We start from the raw sequence: 21,450 nt of genomic DNA, 5'->3' as shown, positions 1-21,450 counted from the left end.
TCACCGTGACCGGTGTGGAACCGTCACCGACAGCCGCCATCAGGCCAGCGGTCAAAATGTCACACCCAAATGCCACCATGGCAACCGTCAGGCAGCCAGTAAGCCCTGATCCACTGAAAACGTCGCCTCATGAAAGATCGAGGTTAAGCTGAGAACCAAGACGCGAAATCGCGGAAAAACGGGCCCACGAGGCCGGTCCTCGGCTTAACGTTTTCCTCGGCATAATCGGAGTTAAGCCGAATTCGGCTTAATAGTGATCGCGGCTCTCGATACACCTCTGACGAATTCCAGAACTGGTGTGGCGGGAACCGTGCTACGCAGTCCATGGGAGCCGTCGGGGTGTGCTGGGACGCCGTCGCCGAAAATTTCTTCTCGCACCTGAAGACCGAGATGTACCACCAGCACACCTTCGGCGGCAGGCTTGCCGCGAGGACCGCTGTCATGGAATACATCGAGGGCTGGTACAACCGCCGCCGGCCAAACCGAAGGGCTGGCGGCATTCCACCGGCAGCAGCCCTTGCCACCCATCAAACCCGCGCCCAGGAAACCCTGGCCGCGTAACCCGAATCAACTACGAAACTGTCTCAAAAACTTGACGACCGCACCCCGCGCTGCTGCCAATGCGCAGGCTGAAGCTCCGGCAGCCTGACATGTTTACTCTTTCGCGCCCCCGTCGATGCCGATTACGAGATGTTTACCGTGACTTACATGGGGCGAAGCGTGACAGCCGCCTTCGGATAGGCGTCTCTTGCGAGTGAGCCTCATGTCGAAACCAGGAGTGGCTGACTTCGATTCTTGACGGTGTTCAGTGAATCAAAGTATCGACCGATCCATCGGAGACGACACAATTCTCACGAGCGGACCCAATAGTCGAGTTCTGCGGTCGTTCCGGAGGGGACGTCTTCGGTTAGTTCGACGGTGAAAGTTCTGTGGTCATGGCGGACGACGAGCACGCCTTGCCGACCAGTGATGCTTGCCGCTTCTATTGCTCCTTCAACCGCCCTGTCCAACTCTTGTTCAAGGTTTAGGCGGTTCGTTACCATGACGCGCATTGAATACGGATCCGACCGAGTTGTCATATGCTTCCTTCGAAAGACAGGACAGGCGCCCTTCCGGACCGATCTCGCCAGTCCCTGCTTTTCAAGTCTGCGGAGGCAGCCGGACCACGGGTGACCGCCGATCGCTGTCGAGCCGGGCTGTTGCCGAGGCTCCTCCCTGCTTCAGCGCTTTCGCTGCGCGCGATCACCAATCCAGAGCCCGATGCCGCGAACCGCCTGCCTATCCGGCCGAGCCACGGTGCACGGGCGGCGCCGTTCAGGGGGGTCCGGCGGCCATCTTGGCAACGTTTTCCACGGGGTGGAGCGAATCGCCGTCGAGGAACGGAACTCCGAGCTCCCGTGCCACGAGGTCGCCGACGGTTGTTTTGCCGCAGCCGGAGACGCCCACCACCACAATGCGTCGCGGCGTTCCCGGGGCTGTGTTCGGGTCACCAGTTATTGCCATGTTCCTACCAGTCATGAACGGTGCCGTCCACGAGGCGGTTGTAGGGCAGGTATGCCTGCTGGTATGGGTACGCCGCTGCGGCTTCCTCGTTGAATTCGACGCCGATGCCGGGCTTGTCGCCCGGGTGCAGGTAGCCGTCCTTGAAGGTCATGGACTGCTCGAAGACCTCGTTGGTCTTGTCCGAGTGCTGCATGTATTCCTGGATGCCGTAGTTGTGGATGGCCAGGCCCACGTGCAGCTGGGCGGCGAAGCCCACCGGGGAAATGTCCGTGGGGCCGTGGAAGCCGGACTTGATCTGGTACTGGGCGGCGAAGTCCATGACCTTCTTCAGCGGGGAGATGCCGCCGAAGTGGGTGGAGGCTGCGCGCACGTAGTCGATCAGCTGTTCCTTGATGAGGGTCTGGTAGTCCCACACGGTGTTGAAGATTTCACCGATGGCCAGCGGGGTGGTGGTGTGCTGGCGGACCAGGCGCAGGCCCTCCTGGTTTTCGGCCGGGGTGCAGTCCTCGAGCCAGAAGAGATCGTACGGTTCCAGGGCCTTGCCGAGCTTGGCGGCCTGGATGGGCGTCATGCGGTGGTGGCCGTCGTGCAGCAGCGGGATTTCCGGGCCGAACTCGTTGCGCACGGCTTCAAAGACCGTGGGCAGGTGGCGCAGGTAGGCGCGGGTGTCCCAGTCCTCTTCCTGCGGGAACGCGCCGCGGCCGGCGGGCTCGTAGTCGTAGCGTTCGCCCGAGGCCTGTGCCTGCGCGGCCACACCGTAGACGGCCTTGATGCCGGGGACGGCGGTCTGGATGCGGATGGACTTGTATCCCAGTTCCAGGTGCTCACGGACGGAATCGAACAGCGACTCGAGGTCAGCGCCGGACGCGTGGCCGTAAGCGCGCAGGCCGTTGCGTGAGGCGCCGCCCAAGAGCTGGTAGACCGGCATGTTCGCCATCTTGCCCTTGATGTCCCACAGTGCCATGTCCACGGCAGCGATGGCTGCCATGGTGACCGGCCCGCGGCGCCAGTAGGAGCTGCGGTACAGGAACTGCCAGGTGTCCTCGATCCGGTGCGGATCCTTGCCTATCAGCAGCTGGGCCACGTGCTCTTTGAGGTACGCGGCAACAGCCAGTTCGCGGCCGTTCAGCGTGGCGTCACCAATGCCGGTGACCCCGTCGTCTGTAGTGATGCGCAGGGTCACGAAGTTACGTGACGGGCTTGTCACGAACACTTCAGCGGCAATGATTTTCACGGCAGATCCTTTCGGGGCGGGCTGAAGATGATGAGGGAGCGGCCGGACCGTTGTGCGATGAGCGCCATACCGACGTCCATCCGGACTGCAAATGAGGCGACCCAGTAAGATCCACAATGAACAGTGCTGACCCGAATCCTAAGACGGGTAACCTTCGGAGATAGGAGGGAAAGCCTCACGCCTGCCCGAATCCGACGGGGTGAAATTACCGCCCTTCCGATGGGCGCAAGTCCCGGTCAGCGGGCGAGGTAACCTCCGTCGACCGGAATCGTCGCCCCGTGGATATAGCGGGCAGCATCTGAGACGAGGAACAGTGTTGCGTCTGCAATATCTGCTGTCTCGCCCCATTTGCCAGCAGGAATTCTCTTGTTGACCTCGTTGACCTTTTCGACGTCGGTCAGGGCTTCGGCGTTCATGTCGGTGTAGAAGAATCCCGGTGCGATGGCGTTAACGTTCACGCCCGACTCGGCCCATTCAGTGCACAATGATTTGGTCAGTTGGACGACCCCGCCCTTGGCTGCAGAATATGCCGATGAGGCGTAACCGCCGGTAAAGGCAAGCATGGACGCGATATTGACGATCTTGCCGCTTCCACGGCTGACCATTGCTGTGCCGAAGATCTGGCTCAGCTGCATGACCGCGGTCAGGTCAACCTGCAGGACCCGGTTCCAGTCGGCCAGGGGATAGTCCTCGAATCGGTGCCGAAGGGTAATGCCCGCGTTATTGACCAGAATGTCAATATGATGCTCGACGTTGATGGCGCGGGCTGCCGCATCCACCTCATCCGGGTTTGAGAGATCGGTTTGCACCACCTCAAAATCACCGGTCAGATTGCAGTTTCCGCGGCGCTGCAGCGCGATGACCTTTGCTTTCGAATCCAGCAGCGCCTGAGCGATGGCTTCTCCAATACCGCCACTTGCTCCAGTGACGACAGCGGTCTTCCCCTCCAGATCGACGGAAAAGTTCTTCATCGGGAACCCTGGTTCAGCGCATCAACCGATGCCGTCGCAGGGTCCTCCGGACTGGCGAACGTGGACCCCCACGGCAATTCGATGACAGTGGGCCCCTTACGTCCGAGGGCACTCGAGAGCGCTGCTTGGAAATCCTGTGGTGTATCCACGTAGACTCCTTGGGCACCATAGGCTTCGGCAAATTTGACGAAGTCGACCCGAGTCAGGTCTACAGCACACCCTTCGCCGTATTTTGCGTTCTGCTGCATCTTGATCATTCCGTAGGCGCTGTTGTTGGCTACGATGATCGGCAGTGAGAGGCCCTGCTGGACGGCCGTACCGAGCTCCGTCCCGGTGAACTGGAATGCCCCATCTCCCACGATGGCTATCACCGGAGCGTCCGGGCACCCGATCTTTGCGCCGATGGCTGCCGGAATCCCGAAGCCCAGCGTGCCCATCCCCCACGGGAACAACACACTGCGGGGCTCCATGACCGGAAATGCCCCGAGCATATCGGCCCAGAACAGGCACATATCCGCTGCAATGATGCCGTCTTCGGGTAGGGCGGCCCGCAACGCGGTCATCCACGGACGCGTGGTTCCTACTCTCGCCGCCAACGCGGAGGCGAACTGTTTCTGTGCTACTTCCAGCTCGCCATCGACGACGCCTCTACGGTCCAGACCCATTTCGTCGAGCCAAGCATTGATCCGCAGCAGGGCGTATTTGGCGTCCGCAACTATGTGGTGCTTCGTGGGGATGTTGCGCTCGATCTCGGCCGGGTCGATGTCTATCCTGACGGAACACTCGGGAAAGTCCAGGTCCCATTCATGGGTCAGTCCCTCGTTGAACCTTGTTCCCACGGCCAATACACCATCCGCAGTTTTGACCAGCTCGCGCATGTCACCGGAGGCGATCCAGGTCACTCCTGTTGCGAGGGCGGAGTCTCCACTGATGGCTCCGACGCCCATGCCGGTAGTCAAAACCGGGGCACCGAGCTTCTGCGCAACCATAGTCAGTTCTGCTGCCGCGTTGCTTGAGACTACGCCGCCGCCGGCGAGAATTATCGTGCGGGAGCAGCCCGCAAGTTCCTTGAGGGCCGTATCTATGGAGCTTTCAACTCCTGCATTGGCAGAAGAGGACGATCGTGCCTCTGCCAGACCGGACCAGGTCAGTCCGATGTCGGCCGGACCGGAAAATACTGCTTCCTGCACATCTAAGGGAAGTTCCAGCTGCACGGGACGGTATCGGCCGGTACCGAGCGTGGTGAGGACTTTATGAGTCGTCTCGAAGAGATCCGATGGCGACAATAGCCGTTCGCCCGCCTTCATGACTGAATTCACGACGTCAAACTGTCCCGTGAGCTCATGAAGCTTGCCGGCGTTTTCGTCGATCCACGGTGTCTGGATTTGAGAGTTCAACAGCAGCACGGGAATCGAGGAACCGTAGGCTTCGCTCAAACCCGTCATCGCGTTGAGTACCCCGCAACCGGGCAAGGTAGCCACGACTGCCGGGCGGCCCGTTGCGCGGGCATATCCGTCCGCCATGAAGGCGGCTCCCTGCTCATGGCGCACCGTGATGACCTTGAGTCCCGCAGTACGCATGGCGTCAAAGAGTGGCATGTTGTAGAGACCAGGAATACCGAATGCGGTATCGATACCATAGTCCATCAGATATTTCACCAATACGGTAGCAACTGAACCCTGAATCAAAACAAGCCTCCGGCAGATTGAAGTATTTGTAAAACTCCACAACTGTACGTCCGGCATGTCCCGAGGACAAGGGGATCGAAGGAAATAATCCGGAAACTACAGAAAATCCCTAGAATCAGGGCATGGACACTGACCACTGTGGGGGTGACAGGAGAGATCCCCCGATCGACAGTGAAATTTCACCAACCACTGTAAAATTGAATGTAGAGTGTTCCTTGCGCCCGACGATAACTCAGTACCGGAGTGCGAAGATCTGGGCAACCCGCGTAAGGGGCATAGCGGCATGAAAGAAGGGAACCATGAGTCAAACAACCATGGGCGAGGAACCAGCCGACCGGGCCCCGGCCTTCGGACCGAAGATCCGCCATGCCCGGAAACAACTTGGCCTGACTCTTACCGAACTGGCAGCACAATGCAACATCTCGCCCTCTTTCCTCAGCCAGATTGAACGGGATCTGACGCGACCTTCGGTGGCCACGCTCCACCGCCTGGCCGTAGCGCTTGGGCTGCCGATGTCAGAGATGCTCGCGGCACCCCGGACTGGTTCTGCCGCAGATTCGGCGGTGCTTCCTTTTCCCACTCCGAAACAGCACGTTTCCGTAAGATCGCATTTTGGTGCCAACCACGAGAGTTCTCAATATGCGAAGGTCGTCCGCGCCGACAAGAGGCCTGTAATCCTGTACCCCGGCAGTCAGATCCGCAACGAGATGCTGTCTCCGGACCTGAACCATGCCCTGCAGATGATGTGGGTCGTCATCCCGCCCGGGGAAGGGACGGGCGATGAAGGCCTGGTTCATGAAGGCGAAGAATGTGGAGTGGTCATCCAGGGACGGGTTGGCATCTGGGTAGGGCCCGCAAACGCTGAAGAATACTATGAGCTTGGACCGGGCGACGCGATTTACCAAGACAGCACGATTCCACACCGCAGTAGGAATATTGGCGCGGAAACTGTACTTATCGTGACGGCCATGACCCCGCCGTCGCTCTAACCCGAAGCTTCGTTTGTTTGAGACGCTGCCCCCATGTTTACGGGGGTTTCGGCGTTTTCGGGGGGGTGCGGTTCTGGCTTTTGGCAATCGATGATCTTGCTGGCGGCGCGGATCCGGACGCGGCCCTGGCGAGCCGGTCCACAGCCAAGGCGTCGCGGATCTTGGCCGGTTCACAGGTCGGTACAATCGAGAAGCTCGGTCCGTTTGCGGCCCCGTTCGGCGACCAGTACCGGGTTCTGGCATGCGATCAGCGGTTCGCAATGGTAGTCGGGGTCGATGATCTCGGCCAGTTCCTGCCTCGTTTAAAAGGCTCTTGCGCGGCGCGGCGCCGTCGGAGTCGAGGGCCTGCGCGGCGGGGCCCGCAGGCCGGTCACCAGGAGCAGGCCGCCGAGCTCCTTGAACTGGTGAGCCGCGCGGCCTGCAGGCCAAGGACGATGTCGCCGAGCCGGCCCTCGGGCCCCAGCAGCGGTCGGCAAGCCCAGTGCCTTGACCATCACAGTAGCGGCGTCACGGCGCGTGCGGCAGCCGGCCGGGCCAGGTCAGGTTCCACGGCGGCTGTCCTAGCGAGCAAATTTGAAAAATCTCAAAGAAACCATTGACACGCTGAGACTCTGACAGCCAAACTTGACCTAAATCACATTTTTACTATAAGTAAAAATATAGTTCAAATCGAAGTTGCTTGCAGAGGAGATACATGTCAACGTACGACGCAATCATTGTGGGCGGTGGTCACAACGGTCTGGCGGCCGGCGCGGTGCTGGCCAAGCACGGGCTCAAGACCCTTGTCCTGGAGCGCAATAGCCGTTTGGGTGGGGGCTGCACGACGGACGAGGTGACGCTCCCCGGCTTCAAGAATGACCTCTACGGCTCGTCTCATGTGTGGATCCACATCAACCCCCAGTTCCGGGACATCATGAAGGAACTGGAATCGGATTTTGGCCTTGAATACATCTGGGCTGATGATCACATTACGGGGCACCCCGGTCTGGACAAGTCGGGTCCCGGCATCGTTGTCTACAAGGACGTCGACAAGACGTGCGCATCCATTGCACAGCACTCCGAAAAGGATGCCAAGCGCTACCGCGAGATCTATGACAACTTCATAAATATCCGCGATGGTTTCGTCACCGGCATGTTTTCATCCCCGGCACCACCAAGCTTGATGCAGTCAAGCCTGGAAACGACGCCGGAGGGCGTGGAGATGCTGCGCAGCTTCACTCTGAGTCCTTTGGATTTCACGATGGAGAACTTCGAGAACGAAGAAGTGCGTTCCTTCATCCTCGGCTGGGCAACCGCTCCCGGGAACCGTCCCTGGCAGGAAGGCCGGGGTGAATTGATTTACATCATGATTCCCGCCATCCATGTGTTCGGTGAATCCATCCCGAAGGGCGGCAGCATTGAGCTGCCGAACGCCTTGGCACGCATGATCGAACACTACGGCGGCACCGTGCTGACCAAAGCTTCCGTCAAGCGGTTCCTCACAGAAGGGGATAAGGCGGTCGGCGTCGAACTCGAGGATGGCCGGACTTTCCGGGCAGAGCAAGCTGTTGTCACGAGCCTGAACCCCAAGCTGTCCTTCGGTGACATGATGGATCCAGGGGTTCTTTCCGAGGACTTCCGACACAAAGTCGATAACTACAACCCTGGCGATTTCACTATCGTCCGTGCTCAACTTGCCTTGAATGAGGCGCCCGACTATTTCGGGAACGAAGAGATGAACCAAACCCCGTTCCAGCGGATATTTGGTTCGGTGGACGATATCCGCCGCCAATACGCTGAAATTGAACTCGGCATTGCGCCGACGAACCCTTTCCTTTGGGTGGCCTGCTGGACCTTAAAGGATCCAAGCCGCGCACCTGAAGGCAAGCACACGCTCATCGTGGATACGTTCGTTCCCATCAAGCTTGCCTCGGGCGAATCATGGGACGACGCCGGTGAGAAGTACTATAACGACACCCTTCTCCCCAAGCTGCGCGAGTACACCAGCAACATGGGCGACGACAACATCCTCGCAACATACATTCAAACAGGACCCAGCATCGAGCGGGACAACCCATGCCTGGTAAACGGGACTACAACCGGCGGTGTCATGCGCCAGTCACAGGGGGGTATCTTCCGCCCGTTCGCCGGCTATTCGGATTTCCGTGGGCCTCTCAAGAACCTTTACATGGCTGGACCGTCCTGCCATCCGGGTGGTGCAATCTCTGCGGCCGGAACCATGACCGCCCAGGTGATCCTCCAGGATGCAGGCATCGTATCCGCTGAAGATCTCGAATTCGATTTTTAGGAGCAACGAATGAGCGAGCGGATAGAGAAATACACGGCACTCGTTATCCAACCGGACATTGTTATGCCGAAGGATCACGCCGGCATTATGGCCAACTTGGACCGAATCTGCCAGCTGATTGACTTTGGTGTTGGCTATTTTTGGGAGGTTCCGGTCCGGCTGGTTGTACTCCCTGAATACTTCATGCAGGGTGTCACCACTCCAGGTAAGGGTGAAGACGGCATTGAGGGCTTCCTGAAGAAAGCCATCAGAATGCCCGGCCCGGAAATGGATGTCCTGGCAGCCAAGGCTAAGGAATACGGCATTTACATCGCCGGCGGTGGCATTATCGAAGTTATCCCAGAGTTTCCGGACCGCTGGTTCAACACCGCCTTCATCCTGGATCCGAACGGCGAGATTGCGTTGAAGTACCACAAGTGGCACATCAACGTGACTCTCGGTCTGGGCACGAGTCCCCATGACCTGTATGACGACTATGGCAAGGTCTTTGGAAACAGCATCAAGGACCTGTTCCCCGTCATTGATACTCCTATTGGCAAGTTGGGAACCATGACTTGCCATGACGGAGCCACCCCCGAAGTTTCCCGGGCGCTGGGCTTCAACGGAGCCGAGGTTATTTGCCATCCTGGAGCCATCCAGGAGGTCGAAGGAGTCAGCGATCCCTGGGATTTCTGGACCTTCACACGCCGCACCCGCGCCCACGACAACATGGCCTACCTGCTTGGCTCCAACTGGGGCGAGGTGCAGGCCGACTTCTACCCGAGGGCTTTCTGCCCAGGAAAGTCGATGATCATCGACTATACGGGAATGGTGCTGCGTGAGGCCCCGTACCCCTCGGAAGCAATCATTGCGGCCACCATCGACATCGAGGGGCTCAGGGAGCACCGGACGATTGCCAACCACAACACATGGATCGACGTTCGAACCGAACCTTTCCGGGAAATTTATGAGAATCCCATTTACCCCCCGAACATGTTCCCGGATGGAAAACCACCCCGGAACCTCGCTGAAAAGATTGTTGGCGCAAAACAGGCCTACCAAAAAATCTACGATTCCGGCATGTTTACTCCGCCTGCCGGGCTCACAGCCGAAGAAATGCCGGAATTCCTCCACAACAGAGTGCGAGCAGCGCAAGCCCGCGGCACACTGCGGAAGGACTAAGACATGAAAGTCGTTACAAAACTCGCCAAGATGGAATTTACCATCGGGACTCTCGTTCGCAAGGACGACTTCCTCATTATGGAAAGCGGCGATGACACCGAAACGATGAAGTTTCGGGCCCAAATTACGCCCGAGGACGTAGTGGCCACCATCAAGGCCGGTCTCAATCTGCAGGTTCTCTTCTACGTCCTCCAGCTGCCGATCCTGCTTCGCCGTCGGCAGCGCTTGGAGCACCAGAAATCTCGAGCCCCCTCACGACAGGCTTCCCCCAAATAGAGAATTGAGATTCAAAGATGAAATCTTCAAAATACTTAGCGCTAGCTGCGCTTGTATCTAGCGCATTGGTGCTTGGTGGTTGTTCCGGGGCGACGACGCCCACAGCTGGAACACCCGCGACCAATGTGACCTTTGATATGGACGAAGGGCAGCCGGGCTCGGTGGACAACTTCAGCCCGTATGGTCCGAACCAGACCAACGGCCTGGTTCAGGCCGTGTACGAGCCCTTGTTCATCACCAACGTCAAGACCGGTGAACTGGAGCCGTGGCTGGCCAACTCGGCTACCGCCAACGCCTCGTTTGACGTATGGACGCTGGTCCTGAAGAAGGGCATCAAGTGGAGTGACGGCAAGGATTACACCGCCGATGACGTTGTCTATACCTTCAACTTGCTGACCTCCGGAACCGGACTGCAGACGTCCGTGCCCCTGGCTAAAGGCGTCACCGCCACAGCTAAGGACGCCCTCACGGTGGAGTTCACCCTGCCCAAGGCAGACCCGCAGTTCGCGGGCAACCTGTTCGGAACCGGCCTCGCTTCCAAGGCTTTCACTGTTCTTCCCAAGCACATCTGGGAAGCACAGGCGGATGTAGCGACGTTCACTAACTTCGATATAGCCAAGGGATACCCTGTGGGTACCGGGCCCTACAAGCTGACAGGAACGTCACCAAACACGTTCAGCTATGAACGGCGCGATGACTGGTGGGGTGTCTCCGGTGGCCTGGGCCAACTTCCGGCGCCTAAGACTCTGACCTGGTCCTACCTCGGCACCGAGTCCACGCGCGCTTCCGCGCTTCAAAGCGGGGCGCTGGACGCTGCGGCGCAGTTCTCCCTCGGTACCTTCCAGACCATTAAGGCGCAAAATCCCGGCATCCAGGCATGGGACGACAAAACACCGTTTGGCCAGAGCGACGTCTGCGGCTATTCATTGGACATCAATGCGTCCAAGGCTCCTTGGGATGACGCCAAGTTCCGCTGGGCCATCAACGATAGCCTGGACCGGAACAAGCTCATCAATGTTGCTTTCCAGGGCGCTTCCAAGCCCATGGACACTCCGTTCCCGGATCTCGACGCCGTTCAGAAATTCGCATCCAAGCTGCCGGCTGCTACCCAGAAGCTGAAGGAAGATCTTGTGACCCCGGACGCGGCAAAGGCACAGAAGGTCTTCGAGACCGCAGGGTACGCCAAGAACCAGGACGGGATTTACGCTCAGGGTGGCCAGACTCTCAAGCTGGAGGTCAGCAACTTCGACTCTCCGCCAAAGAATGCACTGGCTGCTGCCGTGGTTGAGCAACTGCGGCAGGCAGGTATCGACGCTGTCCAGGCCAAGAAGACGGTTCCGAACTTTATTGCCGACGAACAGGCCGGCAACTTCCAGGCGAATCTGTTCTTTGGATCGTGCGGTTCTCTGACAAATCCTTGGCTGTCGATGGATGCTTTCAACGTCAGTCACCTGCCGGCCGACGGCGGAAAGATCGCCGGGTTCTACTCCAATCCCTTCCGTTGGGGTACCACCGCGGCTGCTAACTACAGCGCGCTGGTCGATGAAATGAAGACGACGCCGTCTACGGATGCCAAGTACCAGGAGCTGGTCAGCAAGGCACTGCAGATTTGGTACGAGGAGTTGCCCATGATTCCGTTGGCCTACAACTACCAGCTGAACCCGGTCAGCACGGCAAACTGGAAGGGCTGGCCGTCAGCCCAGGACAGCTACGCGTGGGGTCTGTACACCACACCGTCGGTCAACAAGGTTCTTCAGCATCTGAAGCCCGCCAGCTAGCACGACACGGTGACGGTTCCCGTCCTCCTCGGACGGGAACCGTCGCTATCAGCGATAGGTCAACAAAGGAGTGCCCTGACTATGAAGAGTCTGAGCTGGCGTTATCTTCTCGGGAGGGTGGCACGCCTCGCCCTCACCATCTGGATCGCATTGACATTGATGTTCGTCATCCCGCGCCTCGGTAAGAGCGATCCCGCCGATGCCATCATGGCCAAACTTGCAGAATCCGGTGGCAGTGGCAATCAAGCCCTGGTGAATTCGTTGATCGAACGATTCGGTCTCAACGAGCCATTGTGGCGACAGTATTTGAACTATGTATGGAACACCATCCGGTTCGACAACGGCTACTCGATGTCGCAATTTCCGACACAAACGAATTCGCTGGTCGCCCAGGCGGCGCCATGGACATTCGGACTGGTGATCATCTCGACGCTTGTGGCGTTTGCCATCGGCACAGTCATCGGAGCCGCGATGGGTTGGCGGAAAACGCCGCGCTGGCTAGCGCGCATTCTCCCTGGCTCCCTGGTGTTCAGCTCTCTACCGGCCTTTATGCTCGGTATCATCCTGCTCTTTCTCTTTTCGCAGGTATGGCCTTTGTTCCCCTTCTCAGGGGCTTATGACCCCTTAGTGCCACCGGGGTGGAATCTTCCCTTCGTGAGCAGTGTCATCCGTCACGGTGCCCTTCCGGTCCTGTCGGTCGTGCTGGTTCAGATGGGCTCGTGGGCCATCGGAATGCGGGGCGCAATCGTTAATACAAGTGGTGAAGACTACATGCTGCTCGCGGAGGCGAAAGGGGTCAAACCCTGGACGCTATTCCACAGATATGCCGTCCGAAACGCGATCCTGCCGCAATTCACGGCCCTCGGTCTTGCCCTCGGCACCGCGGCGAGCGGAGTCGTCGTCGTCGAGACCGTCTTTGCCTACCCGGGACTGGGAAGCCTCCTGTACCGGGCGATCCTGGCGAACGACTACTCGGTGATCGAAGGCATTTCCTACTTGCTGATCCTTGGCGTGGCGGTCTCTGTATTCATCCTGGACCTCATCTATCCACTTCTGGATCCACGCATTAACTACGGAAGGAAGTGAACATGACGCAGCCAGATATTGTCGCCAGCACGCGACTCCGGGCGCATTCTGGAGCTCCCCGACGTCTACGCAGTCCGTGGGCGAACAAGAAGCTCATCTTTGGTTCCGTAGTCCTCGTCGGCCTGTTCGTTATGCAGTGGGTAACTCCATTGTTCATGTCCTACGACGGGGCACTGATTGGCGCCAGCACGGTGAACATGGTTCCCTTCGGGGTTGAGGTCAATGCAGCCCTGGGATTCTTCCCGAACGAGCCTGGGCATCTCTTGGGCACCGATTCGCAGGGGCGCGACATCTTCACGGCCTTGCTGGTTGGAATTCCGCAGACACTGAACGTGGGTCTCATCGGGGCGGGGTTGGGTGTCGTCGCCGGCGCGCTGCTGGGCTTTACGGCCGGTATGCGACCCGGCAGGGTCGACTCACTGATCTGTCTGCTGACCGACGTTGCCCTGTCGATTCCGGGGCTCGCGGTGCTCGTAGTCGTGGCCAGTTACATCACCGACGTCGGTGTCGTCGGGCTGGGCGTGATCATGGCCCTTATGGCTTGGCCGATTCCGGCTCGCGTTTTCCGATCCCAGGTTCTTTCCCTCAGGGAATCGGGATACGTCGCGATGGCCAAGCTGTCCGGCTCATCCGTCCTTTCCATCATTGTGCGGGAAATGGTTCCCAACCTGATCCCTTATATTGGCGCAACATTCGTACAAACGATGTCCGGCGTGATCCTTGTTGTCACAGGGCTGGAGGCACTGGGACTGGGCAACGGACGCTACCCCAGCCTGGGTGGAATGATTTCTGCTGCACTGGAGGGCACCGCGATCCTGCGAGGAATGTGGTGGTGGTGGCTGTGCCCGGTGGCCGTCCTCATAGCTATCTTCCTGTCGTTGTTGTCCGTAACCCTGGGGTTAGACCAGGTAGTGAACCCGAAACTGAGGAAAACATCGTGAATGAATCCCGATCGGCCCTTACAGTCAAAGGGCTGCGTGTCGGTTACGAAACGTCCCGAGGGACCATTACCGCCGTCGACGGCATTGACTTTCATGTCGACAAGGGTGAGCTGCTCGCCCTTGTCGGGGAATCGGGCTGCGGTAAGACGACGACGGCGATGGCCCTGCTGAGATTGCTGCAGGAGCCAGGCAAGGTGCTGGGCGGCGAAGCCGATCTGGACGGCATGGACCTGCTCTCCCTGAGCGGCGAGGAACTTCGCGCCGCCCGATGGACCCGCATCGCGTTCATTCCACAGGGTGCCCAGAATTCCCTGAGTCCCCTGCTACGAGTTGAAGCGCAGATCCGCGATGTGATGACATCCCATTCGGCCACCAGAATCTCCAAGAAGGCGTCCCACGAACGGGTCGAGGAACTGCTGGAAAGCGTGGGCCTGCCTCAGCGGGCGGCACGGATGTATCCGCATGAACTCAGCGGCGGCATGAAGCAACGCGTATGTATCGCGATGGCCATCGCCCTGAACCCGCAACTCATCATTGCCGACGAACCGACCAGCGCCCTGGACGTTATCGTCCAGCGGGTTGTTGCCCAGACACTGACCCGAATCAAAGAAACGATGCAGATTTCCATTATCATGATTGGTCATGATCTGGGACTGCTGGCACAGCTGGCGGATCGTGTAGCCATCATGTACGCCGGGAAAATCGTAGAAACCGGTCCTGTTGCCCAGGTATTCGCCGATCCGCGTCACCCCTATACGAGGGAGCTGATGGCATCGGTGCCCACTTTGGGCGAGCTGTCCCAAACCGATACTCGCGAGCGTGGCATGCCGGACCAGCGGAACCTGCCCGTTGGCTGTATCTATCAAGGCCAGTGCCGCTTCGTCACCGACAAGTGCAGACACGAAACACCGCCGGAACGGACCGCGCCCGACGGACAGCGGTGGTCCTGCCACTATGAGCGACTGGCAGCCTTGCCCACCGAAGGACTGGAGGTTCAGCACAGTGAATGAGAATCTGCTGGAAGTTATGCACGCGACCAAGAGCTATCCCGGGCGCGGCGGCTCCGAACACACGGTCCTGAAAGATGTCAGCTTTTCCATCGGTCCCGATGAGGCAAAAATCATTGCCATTGCCGGCGAGAGCGGAAGCGGAAAGTCAACCCTGGCCCAGGCGGTACTGGGACTGCACCCGCTGACGTCCGGAACCATCCTCTATAAAGGCCAGGACATTGCGGGTTTGAAAGGAGACGGAGCCCACCGTTTCCGCCGCGAGGTGCAGGCCGTGTTCCAGGACCCGTACGGCAGCTTCAACCCGTTTTATCCAGTGGCACACACCTTCGAGACCGTCTTCCGCAATTTCAAACTGGCACGGGGCAAGGACGATAAAGCCGAGCAGATTCGCGCAGCGCTGAAGGTCGTTTCCCTGCGGGCAGAGGAAATCCTGCACAAATATCCACACCAGCTCAGCGGAGGCCAACGCCAACGCATCATGATGGCCCGGGCCTACCTGCTGCGCCCCTCGATCATCGTCGCTGACGAACCGGTTTCAATGGTTGATGCGTCGCTGCGGTCCATGATCCTGCAGATCATGAATCGGATGAAGGAGGAACAGAACATTTCCTTCCTCTACATCACCCACGACCTGGCGACCGTCAGCAAGGTGAGCGACGAAATCTACCTCCTCTACCGGGGCCAGGTGGCCGAACACGGAAACGGTACAAAGGTCCTCAGGGACCCGAAGCATCCCTATACCCAACAGCTGGTCGAGTCGATCCCCCGGGTCGACAGGAAATGGTCGGGAACCATCGAAATACCCAATGAGTCGGCGTCGGCCGGAACCGTCGGCTGTCCCTTTGCCAGCCGCTGCCCGTTCGTTATGGACATCTGCCGGACAACGATGCCTGCGCTGTTGCAGACGCCGGACCCCAGCCACAATACGGCGTGTTGGCTATACACCGCCGAGAGCGAAAGGCACTTCGCATGATTCATTTATCGGGCAAGCCCCGCGACATCGTTTGTGCCTACACGGGCGAAACGATGAGCACCGTCAACGATGCGTCCGCCCAGGACGTTGACGACGCCATCCAACAATCCGCCCTGGTCTACCGCAAGCACTGGTCTGGCACATCCGCTGATGAACGCGCTTCCCTTCTCCGGGCCCTGGCTGCCAAGGTGAGGGAAAACGCGGATGAGCTGGCGCGGCTAGAGACCAGTAACACGGGAAAAGCCATCCGCGAAAGCTCCCAGATGGATGTGCCCGGCACGGCGGCTTGTCTGGACTACTACAGTACCTGGACTGACAAGCTCTATGGCGAGGTGATCCCGCACTCCGGCGAACAAATATTGAACTACACCCTCAAGGAATCCGTGGGCGTGGTCGGCGCGATCGTGCCGTGGAACGGCCCGTTGTCCATCGGAACCTGGAAGATTGGGCCTGCAGTGGCCGCAGGGAACACCATTGTCATTAAACCACCGGAACTCGCGCCCTTATCGTTGCTGAAGCTCGGTGAGCTGGCGCTTGAGGCGGGATTCCCTCCCGGTGTGATCACGGTCCTCCCCGGAGACCGTGAGGTCGGCACACTGATGGTGCAGGACCCGCGAATCGCGGCCCTTACTTTCACCGGGTCCACACCGGTGGGCCAGCAGATCATGCGAACGGCCGCCGGTACGCTCAAGCGGCTCACTCTTGAATGCGGCGGCAAGTCCGCGAATATTATCTTTGCCGACGCGGACATGGACAAAGCCATTGAATCGGTGCTGTTCGGCATATTCATGAATCAGGGCCAAGTCTGCGCGTCGGGATCGCGTCTGCTGGTTCAACGCGAAGTCCGAGAAGAGTTCGTGAACCGGCTGATCGACCGCGCGGCACGGATAAGGGTAGGAGATCCGATGGACCCTGACACGGAAGTTGGCTCCCTCATTTCGCCGGAGCACCTTGCGAAGGTTGATGCCTGCGTCCAGCGCGGAATTGAAGAAGGCGCGGAACTCGTTGCAGGCGGCAGCAGACGCCGGATCGAAGGCCTCGCCGACACCTTCTATGAACCGACAATCCTGACGTCCGTCAGCAACCAGTCCCGTCTCGGGAAGGAAGAAGTTTTTGGTCCCGTCCTGGCGGTCATGGACTTTGACCACGCCGACGACGCCGTCGAAATTGCCAATGACAGCATCTACGGATTGGTTGGAAACATCCACACAACAGATCTGTGGACGGCCCATTCGGTGGCGTCCAGGCTGCAAGTGGGTTCCGTCTTCGTCAACCAGGCGGCCGTACCCTATGCGCGTGCACCCTTCGGCGGCCGTAAGCAAACGGGATTTGGAAAAGACCTTGGGCGCCAGGCCTTGGACGCGGTGACCTTCGACAAGAGTGTCGTCATCAACATGACACCACAGAATGAGCACTTTCGCTGGTATGCCCAGTAGAGAATAGACAGGAATAGTCATGGTATACGTAGCAGGCAAATCGTCCGAATCCCTGGCAAGGGAATTGGGGCTGGAATCCGTTATCAAGCTGGGGTCCAATGAGTCTCCGCTTGGTCCTTCAAAGGCCGCGATAGCCGCAGTGGAAAACGCGGCGCGACAAATGCACCTTTACCCGGGGGTCGAAGCCGGGGACCTGCGCGCCGACATCGCGGAAAGGGCGGGCGTTCCGGTCGGAAGTGTCGTTATTGGGAACGGATCCAGCGATGTTCTGTTGAAGGTGGCAGCAGCTCTCCTGCGCGGAGGAGGAGAAGCCATCATCCCCGAACCGTGTTTCTCCATGTACGAAGTCGCCGTGGACTGGGCCGGTGGTAGCCGTATCCATGTCCCCGGGCTTGACTACCGCTTTGATGTGGCCGGGATCGTCAGTGCCATCACTCCGCAAACAAGAATGATCTTTCTGACGAATCCCAACAACCCCACCGGGCTGCCCCTGTCCCGGCAGGAAATTGAATTCGTCCTTAGCAGCATCAACAGCAACATCACCGTGATCCTCGACGAAGCGTACTGCGAATACGTCGACCCAGGGGACCGGGTCGACGGCGTTGACTTCTTCAAAGCCGGCCACCGAATAGTCGTAACCCGCACCTTTTCGAAAATCCACGCCCTGGCGGGCATGCGGGTCGGCTACGGAATCGCAGCCGAGGAATTGGTGAGCGAAATTACGGCCCATATTCCGCCCTTCTACTCGGGATCCTTGGGATTGAAAGCCGCGCGAGCCAGTCTGTGGGATGACGAACACCTCATCCGTTCAAGGGACGTCAATGACGACGGCCGCAAATACCTCACAGCAGCTTTTACCGCGATGGGACTGCGCGTGCTTCCATCCGCAGCGAATCACGTACTGATCGTTGAGATGGCAAACGTGGATGCCGTGGACCGCTTGATGAATGAGCGGGGATTCATCGGCAGACCTACCGGCTCCTCCTTCGGGCTTCCGGGTGGCTATCGGGTGACCGTAGGGACTGCTGAACAGAACCGGGCGTTCGTCACCAATCTTGCGGCTGTACTTGACTCGATGGCACCGTAAGACGGCACTGAGGGTAGCCCCCGAAACCGGTTTCAGGGGCTACCCGCACGGCCAGAACCGGTGATTTCAGGCTAGCCCCGGGTTTTCACGGGTTCGGCGTTGAGGGGTGTGTTTAAAAAGGCGAAAAGGTGCTCTAACTAGGGAAAATATTGGTGTCCAAGCCAATAATCCCGGTCGTGAAGGAGCCCCTTTTCGGCGCACCACTCTACCCTTAGTTTTCCGTCCGTTCCGGTCACTTTCACCGGCCAGTCTCTGATCTCCCATGCCGGAGTCACGGTCCTCACTGGCTTCATGGACGCCTTGGTTTTTGGCAGGCTGTGCGAGGAAAGGCTCGGCCAGTTTGTCCCCCGGCGCACGGCATCGTTCCGGCAAACTCCTCGGATCCCTGGCAGCGATGCTCGCCGCCGGAGGCGAACACGCCTCAGACCCGGATATCCTGCGTTCCTCACCAGGGGCCTTCGGACAACTGCCGACGAACGCGACCGTGTCCCGTGCCACCATGCGGGAAATCGCGGCAGAGGCGGGATTCGCCAATGGTGCCCTAAGGCCCTACTTCCGCAGCAAAGAGGACCTGCTCACCTTCGCCTTCGAGCATGTATTTCAGGAAACGAACAAGAGAATAGACAAGGCCACCGGGAGCAAGAAAGGCTTGGCGGCCCTCCGCGTGTTCTGCCATGAAATACTCCCGCTGGATGAGGAGAAGCAGAGCGAAGCCCGAATCGTCATAGCGTTCTGGCAACGCGCGCTGGCCGATGCATCTAAATCCGCCATGCACGAACAATCAGTGGAGCAATGGCGCCAACGGATCCTCAACAGTGTTCTGCACTCAGTATTTGCAGAAGGACTGGCACCAGCGGCTCGGCTCCGGCGTCCATGCGGACGCGATCATGGACCGGATCATCCACAACACGATCTGGGTCGAGACCGGCAACTACAACATGCGCGAACACGCAGCACTCGTGAGCGCCTAATCCTGTGACAGAGAGCGTCAGCGGCGCCAAGCCACGCGACTGCTGGCGCTCTCTGGCACGATCCCCGGCGCTCAACCGCACGAATGGGTGGCGCTCAGGGCTTCAAATACTCACGCTACTACCAAAATCAAAGGGAGGCGCTTCGCCGTGACCAAACTTGACCGGCTCGCACGGTCCCTGCCGGATGCAAGGGATATAGCCGACGAGCTCACACGCAAGGGCGTGACCCTCAACATCGGCGGCAGCATCTACAACCCCCACGACCCGGTCGGAAAGCTGCTGTTCAACGTCCTGGGCATGGTCGCCGAATTCGAATCCGACCTCATCCGCGCCCGGACCCGCGAAGGCATGGCCGTGGCGAAGTCCAAAGGCAAGCTCCGAGGTCGACAGCCCAAACTCTCCAAGAACCAGGAAGCACACCTCGTGAGCCTCCACCGGGACGGCACACACACCACAACGGAGATCGCCGAACTCTTCGGCGTCGCCCGCTCCACCGTCTACCGCGCCATCCAGCGCGCCGCGCCGGCCACGTAACCCTCTCCCGCCAGCGAGCCGGCGCATCGTGAACATCGGTTCGGTTCCGCATTGGCGCTCAATTTCGCGCCGCTACTACCAAGTCCTGCACCGGCACCCTCATTCAAGGCCTCCCGAGACGCTGACAGCCGGGACCCCGGGCAACTCCTAGGCGCGCCTCAGTACCCTGACGTTTCATGCAGGCGACTCCCGACCAAAGTGACGCTTTGTGCAGGGGACTTCGGACACCAGATGTCCATACCCGACTCCACAACTCCCGTACTTTCGGGTCAGCTTGTGCAGACTACTTCGGAAAATGACAGATGTGAAGAAGGCCCAGGGGGGCAGCGCCGGGACGTCCGGTGGACGACCGGCTTACGGGCAGGTAGGACGTGATGCTATCTTTGACCGCAGTGACATTCTTACTTTCTCTGTGACCCAGAGTCGATGCAGCGGTTCCCGTTCGCTTCCCTCGGAAGCGGTGATTCCGTGTGCCCTCGAAGGGGACTCCCTCGCGAGTTCCCCTGGCACCCGGCCCCTCACCGAACTCATCCAGAGAAGATCACATGCCCTTCATATCGAGCGACTCCACCGCGCCCTCACCTGCCCTTGACCGGGAATCACTGCGCCCTGATTGCGGCAACTGCTTCGCGCTCTGCTGCACCGCCCTAGGCTTTTCCCGCACCACGGACTTCGCCATCGACAAACCAGCAGGAACTCCCTGCCAGAACCTTGCCTCCGACTTCTCCTGCACCATCCACGACAGACTGCGCCCGCGAGGCTTCCGAGGATGCACCGTCTTCGACTGCTTTGGAGCCGGCCAAAACGTCTCCCAGAACCTCTTCCAAGGAATCAGCTGGAAAGCGGATTCAGCAACAGCGAAAGACATGTTCCCGGCGTTCAAGGTCGTCCGGCAACTCCACGAAATGCTCTGGTACCTGGCAGAAGCCATCAGCAAGACCTTCGACCCGGACACCTCGCACCACGTCAACGAGCTCAGAATGACCATCGAAAATGCGTTGGCCGAAACGCAGCAGGTCCTCTCCCTGGACCTCGGTGACATGCACGCCCGGGTTCGTTCCGTACTGATGGGTGTCAGCGAAGAAGTGAGATCTTCATACTTGGCAACTGGTGACGATCACCTGGATGCTGCGCTCGTCCCGGGAGTAGACCTGATAGGTAAGAAGATGAGGTCCAGGTCGCTATGTGGGGCGGACCTTCGAGGCGCCTATCTCATCGCTACGGACCTGCGAGACTGCGACCTTTCAGGTGCTGACCTCCTCGGCGCTGACCTCAGAGATGCCCGTCTCGAGGGGGCCGATCTGTCCAAAACCCTCTATCTGACACAGGCCCAACTCAACGCCGCCCAAGGCGACGCGCACACACGCCTACCCTCCGACCTCAACAGTCCTACTCATTGGCCGGACAACAGCTGAAGACGACACAACGGTGCCCACCGGCAGGCAACTACACTCAGCAGTTGCCTGCCGGTCAATACCTAAAACCATCGACGGAAAGTGTCCGGTGAGGGATCCCCTTACGGGCT

Annotated in this window: 17 protein-coding genes and 4 pseudogenes; 17 read left to right on the top strand and 4 right to left on the bottom strand. The window is 59.3% G+C overall.

What is annotated here, in order from left to right:
• The first annotated feature begins 324 nt into the window (after positions 1 to 324).
• Positions 325 to 561: an IS3 family transposase gene (locus ACQCSW_RS08725; protein ID WP_426990382.1), complete on the top strand. Its 237-nt coding sequence runs from the start codon at positions 325 to 327 to the stop codon at positions 559 to 561.
• Between the two features lie 753 nt (positions 562 to 1,314).
• Here ACQCSW_RS08725 and ACQCSW_RS08720 read toward each other — a convergent pair.
• From ACQCSW_RS08720 to ACQCSW_RS08705, 4 genes are all read right to left on the bottom strand, one after another.
• Positions 1,315 to 1,503, bottom strand: a complete 189-nt coding sequence (locus ACQCSW_RS08720) for a shikimate kinase (RefSeq protein ID WP_426990381.1) — start codon at positions 1,501 to 1,503, stop codon at positions 1,315 to 1,317.
• A 4-nt stretch (positions 1,504 to 1,507) separates the two neighbouring features.
• The gene (gene manD, locus ACQCSW_RS08715; protein WP_426990380.1) at positions 1,508 to 2,737 is read right to left on the bottom strand and encodes a D-mannonate dehydratase ManD; all 1,230 of its coding nucleotides are present in this window, start codon (positions 2,735 to 2,737) and stop codon (positions 1,508 to 1,510) included.
• Positions 2,738 to 2,973: 236 nt separating this feature from the next.
• Complete coding sequence (locus ACQCSW_RS08710) at positions 2,974 to 3,708, bottom strand: SDR family NAD(P)-dependent oxidoreductase (protein ID WP_426990379.1); 735 nt, start codon at positions 3,706 to 3,708, stop codon at positions 2,974 to 2,976.
• Positions 3,705 to 5,453 carry a thiamine pyrophosphate-binding protein gene (locus ACQCSW_RS08705; protein ID WP_426990378.1) on the bottom strand — a complete coding sequence of 583 codons (1,749 nt, stop codon included), beginning with the start codon at positions 5,451 to 5,453 and terminating at the stop codon, positions 3,705 to 3,707. Before ACQCSW_RS08705 ends, ACQCSW_RS08710 begins: the two co-directional genes overlap by 4 nt.
• A 242-nt stretch (positions 5,454 to 5,695) precedes the next feature.
• Between ACQCSW_RS08705 and ACQCSW_RS08700 the strand changes: the two genes are divergently transcribed.
• From ACQCSW_RS08700 to ACQCSW_RS08625, 16 genes and pseudogenes are all read left to right on the top strand, one after another.
• Positions 5,696 to 6,385, top strand: a complete 690-nt coding sequence (locus tag ACQCSW_RS08700) for a helix-turn-helix domain-containing protein (protein ID WP_426990377.1) — start codon at positions 5,696 to 5,698, stop codon at positions 6,383 to 6,385.
• A gap of 694 nt (positions 6,386 to 7,079) precedes the next feature.
• Complete coding sequence (locus ACQCSW_RS08695; RefSeq protein WP_426990376.1) at positions 7,080 to 8,672, top strand: phytoene desaturase family protein; 1,593 nt, start codon at positions 7,080 to 7,082, stop codon at positions 8,670 to 8,672.
• Between the two features lie 9 nt (positions 8,673 to 8,681).
• Positions 8,682 to 9,833, top strand: coding sequence for a nitrilase-related carbon-nitrogen hydrolase (locus ACQCSW_RS08690; protein WP_426990375.1), 1,152 nt, complete (start codon positions 8,682 to 8,684; stop codon positions 9,831 to 9,833).
• Positions 9,834 to 9,836: 3 nt separating this feature from the next.
• Entirely contained in the window at positions 9,837 to 10,109 is a 273-nt protein-coding gene (locus ACQCSW_RS08685) for a hypothetical protein (protein WP_426990374.1), read from the top strand.
• Positions 10,110 to 10,234: 125 nt separating this feature from the next.
• The gene (locus ACQCSW_RS08680; RefSeq protein WP_426990373.1) at positions 10,235 to 11,887 is read left to right on the top strand and encodes an ABC transporter substrate-binding protein; all 1,653 of its coding nucleotides are present in this window, start codon (positions 10,235 to 10,237) and stop codon (positions 11,885 to 11,887) included.
• 81 nt (positions 11,888 to 11,968) lie between these two features.
• A complete protein-coding gene (locus tag ACQCSW_RS08675) occupies positions 11,969 to 12,973 on the top strand; it encodes an ABC transporter permease (protein ID WP_426990372.1) in 1,005 nt (334 codons plus the stop codon).
• Between the two features lie 2 nt (positions 12,974 to 12,975).
• Positions 12,976 to 13,914 (top strand): ABC transporter permease, encoded by a 939-nt coding sequence (locus tag ACQCSW_RS08670; protein ID WP_426990371.1) that lies wholly within the window; start codon positions 12,976 to 12,978, stop codon positions 13,912 to 13,914.
• Positions 13,911 to 14,924 carry an ABC transporter ATP-binding protein gene (locus ACQCSW_RS08665; protein ID WP_426990370.1) on the top strand — a complete coding sequence of 338 codons (1,014 nt, stop codon included), beginning with the start codon at positions 13,911 to 13,913 and terminating at the stop codon, positions 14,922 to 14,924. Before ACQCSW_RS08670 ends, ACQCSW_RS08665 begins: the two co-directional genes overlap by 4 nt.
• Positions 14,869 to 15,897, top strand: a complete 1,029-nt coding sequence (locus ACQCSW_RS08660) for an ABC transporter ATP-binding protein (protein WP_426990369.1) — start codon at positions 14,869 to 14,871, stop codon at positions 15,895 to 15,897. The genes ACQCSW_RS08665 and ACQCSW_RS08660 overlap by 56 nt, the downstream gene beginning before the upstream one ends.
• Positions 15,894 to 17,333, top strand: a complete 1,440-nt coding sequence (locus ACQCSW_RS08655) for an aldehyde dehydrogenase family protein (RefSeq protein ID WP_426990367.1) — start codon at positions 15,894 to 15,896, stop codon at positions 17,331 to 17,333. The genes ACQCSW_RS08660 and ACQCSW_RS08655 overlap by 4 nt, the downstream gene beginning before the upstream one ends.
• 19 nt (positions 17,334 to 17,352) lie before the next feature.
• Positions 17,353 to 18,420: a pyridoxal phosphate-dependent aminotransferase gene (locus tag ACQCSW_RS08650; protein WP_426990366.1), complete on the top strand. Its 1,068-nt coding sequence runs from the start codon at positions 17,353 to 17,355 to the stop codon at positions 18,418 to 18,420.
• A 252-nt stretch (positions 18,421 to 18,672) separates the two neighbouring features.
• Positions 18,673 to 18,958 (top strand): annotated as a pseudogene (locus tag ACQCSW_RS08645) (IS1380 family transposase); the annotation flags it as partial.
• Positions 18,959 to 19,084: 126 nt separating this feature from the next.
• Positions 19,085 to 19,195 (top strand): annotated as a pseudogene (locus tag ACQCSW_RS08640) (TetR/AcrR family transcriptional regulator); the annotation flags it as partial.
• Between the two features lie 31 nt (positions 19,196 to 19,226).
• Positions 19,227 to 19,391 (top strand): annotated as a pseudogene (locus ACQCSW_RS08635) (ATP-binding protein); the annotation flags it as partial.
• A gap of 132 nt (positions 19,392 to 19,523) precedes the next feature.
• Positions 19,524 to 19,925: pseudogene (locus tag ACQCSW_RS08630) on the top strand (recombinase family protein); the annotation flags it as partial.
• 545 nt (positions 19,926 to 20,470) lie between these two features.
• Positions 20,471 to 21,340: a pentapeptide repeat-containing protein gene (locus ACQCSW_RS08625; protein WP_426990365.1), complete on the top strand. Its 870-nt coding sequence runs from the start codon at positions 20,471 to 20,473 to the stop codon at positions 21,338 to 21,340.
• Positions 21,341 to 21,450: the final 110 nt, after the last annotated feature.

It is taken from the genome of Pseudarthrobacter sp. Y6, from assembly GCF_050156205.1.
Classification (GTDB): Bacteria; Actinomycetota; Actinomycetes; order Actinomycetales; family Micrococcaceae; genus Arthrobacter.
The sequence above is the reverse complement of the archived record's forward strand: the minus strand, read 5'-3'. Positions and strand labels throughout refer to the sequence as shown.